At 66.3% G+C, this 7316-nt stretch carries 8 protein-coding genes; 5 read left to right on the forward strand and 3 right to left on the reverse strand.

The annotated features are described in order from the left end of the window. Positions 1 to 226: 226 nt before the first annotated feature. The 3 genes from JD276_RS12550 to JD276_RS12560 form a co-directional block, all read right to left on the reverse strand. Entirely contained in the window at positions 227 to 886 is a 660-nt protein-coding gene (locus JD276_RS12550; protein ID WP_200116005.1) for a CG0192-related protein, read from the reverse strand. Positions 887 to 996: 110 nt separating this feature from the next. Next, positions 997 to 1710, reverse strand: coding sequence for a hypothetical protein (locus JD276_RS12555; protein WP_200116006.1), 714 nt, complete (start codon positions 1708 to 1710; stop codon positions 997 to 999). A gap of 238 nt (positions 1711 to 1948) precedes the next feature. After that, the gene (locus JD276_RS12560) at positions 1949 to 4510 is read right to left on the reverse strand and encodes a helix-turn-helix transcriptional regulator (protein ID WP_200116007.1); all 2562 of its coding nucleotides are present in this window, start codon (positions 4508 to 4510) and stop codon (positions 1949 to 1951) included. Positions 4511 to 4674: 164 nt separating this feature from the next. Here JD276_RS12560 and JD276_RS12565 point away from each other — a divergent pair, with 164 nt between their 5' ends. The 5 genes from JD276_RS12565 to JD276_RS12585 all read left to right on the forward strand — a co-directional run bounded on the left by JD276_RS12565 (position 4675) and on the right by JD276_RS12585 (position 7151). Next, positions 4675 to 5307, forward strand: coding sequence for a hypothetical protein (locus JD276_RS12565; protein WP_200116008.1), 633 nt, complete (start codon positions 4675 to 4677; stop codon positions 5305 to 5307). Between the two features lie 43 nt (positions 5308 to 5350). Then, a complete protein-coding gene (locus tag JD276_RS12570; protein WP_200116009.1) occupies positions 5351 to 5893 on the forward strand; it encodes a hypothetical protein in 543 nt (180 codons plus the stop codon). A gap of 48 nt (positions 5894 to 5941) precedes the next feature. Then, the gene (locus JD276_RS12575) at positions 5942 to 6328 is read left to right on the forward strand and encodes a DUF4870 domain-containing protein (protein WP_200116010.1); all 387 of its coding nucleotides are present in this window, start codon (positions 5942 to 5944) and stop codon (positions 6326 to 6328) included. A gap of 83 nt (positions 6329 to 6411) precedes the next feature. Next, positions 6412 to 6612 (forward strand): hypothetical protein, encoded by a 201-nt coding sequence (locus tag JD276_RS12580; RefSeq protein WP_200116011.1) that lies wholly within the window; start codon positions 6412 to 6414, stop codon positions 6610 to 6612. Continuing rightward, the gene (locus tag JD276_RS12585; RefSeq protein WP_200116012.1) at positions 6573 to 7151 is read left to right on the forward strand and encodes an EamA family transporter; all 579 of its coding nucleotides are present in this window, start codon (positions 6573 to 6575) and stop codon (positions 7149 to 7151) included. Before JD276_RS12580 ends, JD276_RS12585 begins: the two co-directional genes overlap by 40 nt. Positions 7152 to 7316: the final 165 nt, after the last annotated feature.

Consider the following 7316-nt stretch of genomic DNA (forward strand, 5'->3'; position numbering starts at 1 on the left):
CTCTCCCCCCCCACTCTACCCCCCCGTGGGGTGGCGCCCCCGTGTCCCCCCCCCCCCCGCTTCTGTGTTTCGTGAACCGGGAGCCTCACATTTCGTGAAACACCCTTCGTGGGGTGTTTCACGAAATCCGGAACGCCTTGCGCCGCAAGGGGTCGCGGCGAGGGTCAAGTACAGCATCACAGGTTAAGCGGTACGAAATCATACGGCTTCAAGCCGCGCCGGACGACTACCCGCCGACTCGTTGCAGCGCGGCGGAGTCGAGCTGCAGTGCGGCCAGCAGCGCAGGGCAGCTCAACCCCGGCCAGGTGCCGACGAGGATGCCCGCGCGTTCCGGCGCTGCGGCGCCGAGGTCGGGGCGGCGAACCACCTCGAGGACGCCGACACCCGTCTCGACGCGAGTCGTGACCCCCGAGACCCGACCCTGGGCCATGTAGGAGTCGAGGTCTCCGAGGTCGAGGCCGGAACCCCGAACGTGCGTATCGTTCTCGACCAGCATGAGTTCGTGATCCTCCTCGACGAGCAGCGAAGCCTCGCCGCCCCCGTGGAGAATGGCCTCGACCAGCGCCCTCACATAAGCCGGATCGAGTACCGCGTCCGATACCCAGCGCTCGCCCAGCACCCCGTGCTGGAGGGTGCCGATCAGCGTCTCCGGGGCGTCCGCGGGCGGAGCAGCGCGGTAGGTCAGCGGAACCTGATAGGCAGTGTCGTCCCCCGCCGTGAGCAGAATGGTCTCGATGCCGACCTCCCCATCGGGGTCGTCGAAGCGGAATGCCCCGACCTGTCGCAGCGCGGCCGGGTCGCCGTCGAACCACGGTTGCAGGGGGAGCCATGCAGCGAGCAGCTCCAGCTTCGTCGGGGTGAGCGTCGTACGGTGCAGGAGTGCCAAGAGGTCACGGCCTTTCAGAATGTCGGGATGGAGTCAGGAGGGACGCGAACCGCCCGGTGGCCAGGGCACCCGAGTCGTGCTCGCACGAACTCCGGGAGTCGTCGCGTTTCTCACGATCCCGCCTCCGCCCACCCGCAGCTCATCACGCCGTCCTGCTGCACGCCGACGAGCACCCAGCGCGGGAAGGGTTCGCCGTACACCGGCCAGGGTTCCAGCGCGAACACGGCCAGAGGACTGCCGTTGCCGATACCGGCGTCGACGGAAGCGTCGGGCGCGGCGTGGATCGGGCCGTCGTACGGCACCGCCTCGTATTCGGCCGCTGTCGGGCACAGGCCGCCGAACCCGCCGACGGGGCCGGTCTGTACGGGCCACCACTCCCCGTCGTTGCGCGCCTCGATCGCGGAGACCACGCGGGTGCGCTCGTCGCTGCCGGTCTCGGTGCAGGCGAGCGCGTCCTCACCGATGTTTCTGCGGGACTCGTGGATCTGCACGCCGCCATCCACGGCCTGCACCGAGTGCGTGACCGTGCCGCAGCGAGCCATGCGCGCGACCGGGAGCGTCACCTGCGACGGCCCGTCGTCGGTCGCCACCCACAGGTACCACTGCTCATCGATCGCGTTCCCGTCCAGGCGCGTCAGCTGCACGGCCGCGTCGATCCGCTCGTCTCCTGTGAGCTCGGCGTGCACGACCTCGCCAAGCGAGTACTGCACCGCACCGTCCGAGGCTTCACCGTCCACCAGTTCCACCTGCACGGTCTCGGGCTGATTACCGCCCGGGCGGAACACCCAGGCAAGGTTCCCGAAGTCCGTCTCCTCGAGCCCCACGGGCGGCTCCTCCAACGGAGCTGCAGTTTCGGCGGGTGCGGTTGTCTCAGCCGGGGCCGGGGCATCCTCGGGGCTGCAGCCGGAGAGACTCGTAGCACCGAGCAGCGCCAATGCGATGCCCGCGACGACGCTGCGGGGAGTGCTGGATGAGAGACCAACCATAGTTTCACCGTAGAAGCCCGAGCGGTGCGCTGCGGGCGTCGTAACCGAATCGCAACGATTCCCCGCCAGCTTCGCCTCACGAGCCGAGGAGGTCGCGCAGTTCGGCGCGGCTGCCGACTCCCAATTTCCGGAACGCGGATGTGAGCTGGTTGGTGACCGTGTTTGCGGAGACGCCGTTCATCTCGGCTATCTCCTTCGCGGAGTATCTGTCTGCGGCGAGCCGGACGACCCGATGTTCCCGCTCGGTCAGCAGCGTCGAGCGGTCTGCCGTTGCGTTCCACAACGCCATCGTCGGCATGTGAGCACGCATCTCGTCGGCTGCGAGGAGATGTCGTCGTGATGCCGTCGCCGGCATCCTGCTTCGATCGTTGATACCCGACATCCATAGTCGGGCATCGGCGGCGGTAGTGGCAAGACCCAACTCGGATGCGTCCGAGACGACCTGCTCGAGGGCTGTGAGGTCGTCCTCCGCAACGGCGTCGGCGTGGTTCGTGAACAGCCGCAAGAGGCCGCCGCCTGCGAGATCATGTGCCGATCGCAGCAGGGCGGCCGCCTCGACGGACCGGCGACCCATCCGTGCGACGCAGTGCGCGATCATCCCGGCGAAGTACGTGTGCTGCACCGTCATGAGCCACTCAGCCGTGTCGAGGAGCAGGCCGGCGCTCTGATCGGTGCGGCGTTCGGCGCCCGCCTGCCACGCCTCCGCCCAGGTTCGCAGCATGGCGACCTTGGGGTCATGGGCTGCCGACTCAGGGATGCTGTCGAGTGCTGTACGAGCTGCGATACTTCTCCCGGTTGCGACAGCAGCGGCGGCGGCAAGCGCGTGAGCGGCGGGCAACAGGCCGGCACTGTCACGCCACCCGAGATGGGAGACAGAGGCTTGGGCGAGCGCGTGGGCCCGCTCGGCATCCGCCGATAGGAATTCCAGGAACCCGAGAGCGTACTCCCAGATGCCCAAGGATTCTGGTCTGTTCTCTTGTGAATGTGCGATCGCCCGGGCCAACCGTCGCCGGGTGGCAAGCACGTCCCCGCTGTATGACAACGCCATGATCTCGGTGAGTTCGATCAGCGAATCGCCGCCCGGAACCAGTCCGAGAAGTTCAGCGGGGACCTCGCGCATTCGAGGCAGCAGAACTTCGGTCTCGTGCAAGGGACCGGAGATCACCCCCGCGACCCCGGCGGCGATCAGACTCATCACCCCCTCATGGCTTACCGCCTCCCGCGGCGCGGTCACAGAATCGTGCGCCTGCCCCGCCACGACGGCCCAGCGAAGACTCGCACCCCGCAGATGAGTGACGCAGTCGGTGTCACTCACCTTACCGAGCTCGTCCTGAATGATCTGGAGTGCCGCGCTCGCGTTCGAATGCCGGATGCCGAAATGCTGAGCGTGAGCAAGCGCCACCGAGGTTCGTTCGGCATCAGTACGCGCCAGGCGCCGCGCCTCACCGAAGTGCGTATCGGCGGCCTCCGCCTGGTCGAGCAGTGAAGCTGCCAGGCCGGCAGCACGCTGGGCGGCCAGAGTATCCGGTTCGCGCTCCAATACTGCGGTTGCCGCGCGAAGCGCGAGCGGCGCATCGAATGATCCGAGAGCATGCTCGGCCAGCGCGATCATGGAAGAGGTCTCAAAATCACAGCCGTACTCCAACGCCAGCGTGTCCGCCTGGCGTTGCGCGTGGGGGCGGGCTTCGGCGGTCAGCCCCCTCAGCACGTCTACCGCACGGTGGGCGAGCTCGTGTCGCAGTGCGGAAGAGCCGCGGGACAAGAGATAGCGCGCGTCGAGCGGGTGCGACAGTCTCAGCCAGCCGCAATCGGTGGCCTCGATGACATCCGCATGAGCCAGGGCTTTCCGGTCATCGGCGCTGATCGCGTCGAAGGGAAGCTCTCCGGCCAACGCGAGGAGAATGGCGGCCTCTATAGCGGTCGTAGACAGGCGGCTGAAGCGCTCGGCCACGAGGTCGCCCAGTCGCTGCGTCAGTGACGGCACCCCGTGCAGTTCCCAGCCGTGGGGGGTCTGACTGAGACGTCCGTCGTCAACCGACCCTCGGATGATCTCACGCAGATGCAGCGGGTTCGGGCCCGCCGCCGCGAGAATCTCCCCCCGGGCCCGGGGTGTGAGCACTCCACCGACGAAATCAGACATCAATCTGCAGGCCTCCGCATCGGACAGCGGCGAGAGCACCGTCTCAGCCAGATATCCCCCGTCGTAGAGATCTTGGATGCCCTGCGGTGCCATGCCGAGATCTCGGACGGTGAGGATCGTCGGCATCCGCGTCGTGGAGATCAGTTGAGTGACCGCGTAGAGGGAGGCGCTGTCCAGCAAGTCCACGTTGTCGACCAAGAGGATGCTTCCAGAGCGGCGGTGAGCGAACGCATCGACGACAACAGCTGGAGACCCCTGAGCCGCAGTCGGCAGATCAGCGGCGCTCGCGAAGGCGCCCAGTGGCACCGACGATCCTGAAGCAGTTCCGACGATGAGCGGCGCATTCTCACCGATTGCTAGCAACGCGGCTTGCACTTGCCGCAACACGTGGGACTTACCGCTGCCGGCTGGGCCGGTCAGCACCGTGGCCCGGCCCTGAGCCGCGGTCTCCTCGACCAGGCGATCCACTGTGCCTTGGCGCGGCTCCCTCTCAGTCACGCTCAGACTGTCCTCTCCGTGATCCAAGGGACAAGCCGGGAAAAGCGCCCCTTCGCGCGTATAGCCAATATCTCACTATGGCTCCGGTATGACGCCAAGCCTACCGTTGACAGCACTCGCCATGCCCCGCAAACACGTCGTAACCAGGCAAAGGAGATCACGCAGTGAACAAGGCAATCACTACGATCGGGGCATTCGCGGCCTTCTTTTTGCTCACCGGATGCGGCTCGAGCACGCCCGAGAGCAGCGAATCGCCGCAATCCACCGACTCTGATCACACCGCTGAACCCGATCAGGAATCCCCCGAGACAACCGCTGACCACCTGGACGAGCTCTACTCCGATAGCTTGCACGAGGACGTCACCCCGGCACCCCCGGGGACCGCCTACATCGAGGTCGCAGGCGAACGCTTCGAGTTCGAAAGCCTCAACTGCACGATCAACGATGAGCCCGAGCGCGGGCAGTTCATCATTACGGCGAGTGGCGAGACCACCGGGAGCGGGCACAAGCTGTATCTCAGCCGTCAGATCGGCTCGGATATCGGCTTCAACTTCGAAGATGAGCACGTCCAGCTGGCTCTGCTGGTCACCGAGAACGGCGAGAGCCGGATGAGCAATTCGATGGCGCAGCATGAGCGCCAACCGGGAGAACCCGCGGAGTGGGTACGCGGCTCAGGTACGCACCCCTTGGTTCGCGCCGTGGGGAGCGAAGCGACCGCCACGGGCACGTTGGAAGGCGTTCCGTTCGCCCCCGACCCCGCCGAGGCAGAGTTCGTCGCGGCCGCGACCTGCCCATGACCACGCAGAATCGCTTCCCGTTTCCACGTCCAGGAGAAGAGACATGAAGAAGATCCCCATCGGGCTCTCAGCCCTCGCAGCGGCAGCGCTGTTGCTCACCGGCTGCTCGTCGGATTCAGACGCTCCGAATCCGCCCGAGACCGACCAGGAGCCTCCTATCAGTACCGAAGAGAGCACCTCCGAGAGCAACGGCTCGGCTGCAGCGCTCGGCGCCGTCCGGATCAATGAGGTTGTCACTTACTCGATCACTGAACTGCGCAGGTGCGAACCGGTCGACCAGGACATGATCGAGACGGAACTGGAGCTTCAAGGCTTGGGCGAGCACGAAGGTGAGCGCATTCAGATCGATGTCTACCTTGAGACGATCGCAGGTGCTCCCCACAACCACTTCTCCTGGACCGGCCCCGAGGGCGTCTTCAGCAGCGATCCCCTGGACGGCACCGGTAGCGATGCGAGGATCACCTGGGGGGCGGAAGATGCCAGCGTGCTCGGATCCGACACACTGTTCGATTCCATGACCGGAGAGGATCAGATCATGGTCGATTTTGACCTGCAGGTACCCGCGGAGACCATAGCCTGCCGCTGAGCAGTCCAAGCCGAAGGCACCCGGACACCGGAGACGAGGAGCAGCACCATGACCGAACACGCACAGCCTGACCCTGCAACGAACGCCGATGATGGGATCGACCCGAAAATAGGCGGCCTGGTGGCCTACCTCACCTGGATCGGCGGGCTCATCATGCTGCTGACGCAGCGCCACCCGGAGGTGCGCTTCCACGGGGCGCAGTCCATCCTCGTCACCATCGCCTTCACAGTCGTGTACCTCGCGCTGGGCATCCTGCAGTTGTTGGCCGGACTCATCCTCTGGTGGCTCGGAGCCCTCTTCAGCGTGTTCTACCTCGTCATCGGTCTCGGCGCGCTCGCGCTGTGGATCCTGCTCGCCGTCAAGGGCTATCAGCTCGTCCACTTCAAGCTGCCCCTCGTCGGCGACATCGCCGAGAAATGGGCGGCCCGGCAATAACAGCCGAAGCATCGCGCAAGATCGACGCATAGGAAGCGAGTGCGCAGGCGGAGGCGGGCGAGCCGCTCGAGTACAGTAGCGCTATGCACGGCGCGCCCGCATCGACGACCGGTGCGGTGCGCGGCGTGGCCGCCGCCGCTCTCGCCGCGGTGCTGTTCGCGGCGATCTTCTACCTGTCGGGAGCGGTCGACGTCTCGGCGGACGCGATGTTCGGCTGTTCTCCTGGGCGCCCCTGCACGGCCACGTGCTCGACGCCTCCCTCGGGTTCCTGCTCCTGCCGCTGACGATCGTGCTCGGCGGCAGGATCGTGCTGCGCGCCAGCGTCACCCGGCTGCAGTGGTTCGCGGTCGCGACCGCCGCCGTCGCGGTGGCCGTGAAGATCGCCCTCACGCCACAGGTGTCCTGGGTGACGTTCGTAATCTGCACCGGATACCCGGTCTACTTCGTATTGCGCCGCAGATTCGGGCTCGATAATGCGGCCGCGTTCGGCGTCGAGACGGCCGTGCTCGTGCCGGTCGCGGCCGTCCTCGTCTGGTCGGGCGCGCCGCTCTCGATGTCGCTTTTCGAGGGGATCGCGCTGCTGTCGGTCGGAGTCGCCGGTGCGGCCGCGATGGCAGCCTATCTTGCTGCTGTGCGGTTCCTCTCGCTTCCGGTGTTCGGGCTGCTGGGCTATCTGGAGCCGGTGCTCCTCGTCGTCGTCGCCATGCTGCTCGGCGAGCGCCCGCACGGAGGAGACCTCGTCGCCTACGGCCTCCTCGCAGCAGCGCTCGTGACCCTCGGCGCTGAGAACTTCCGGCGTCGTCCCGTGGCGCCGACCGTCTAGATGTAGTTCCTTGGGACGTTGTGAACGGCTGACCTGACACGAAGACCTCCGACAGGATGTGGGTTACCACACTCACCATCCGCCGGAGGTCTTCTATGCCCCACGCTAACGCACCCCTCACCCCACTCGGACGAAAGCGTCTCGCAGCACTGGTGGTCGATGAGG

It is taken from the genome of Leucobacter chromiisoli (assembly GCF_016522505.1).
GTDB lineage: Bacteria > Actinomycetota > Actinomycetes > Actinomycetales > Microbacteriaceae > Leucobacter > Leucobacter chromiisoli.

Coding starts and splice junctions, on each gene's coding strand:
- JD276_RS12570 (WP_200116009.1), top strand. CDS start 5,351: ATGAAGAAGATCCCCATCGGGCTCTCAGCCCTCGCAGCGGCAGCGCTG.
- JD276_RS12575 (WP_200116010.1), top strand. CDS start 5,942: ATGACCGAACACGCACAGCCTGACCCTGCAACGAACGCCGATGATGGG.
- JD276_RS12580 (WP_200116011.1), top strand. CDS start 6,412: ATGCACGGCGCGCCCGCATCGACGACCGGTGCGGTGCGCGGCGTGGCC.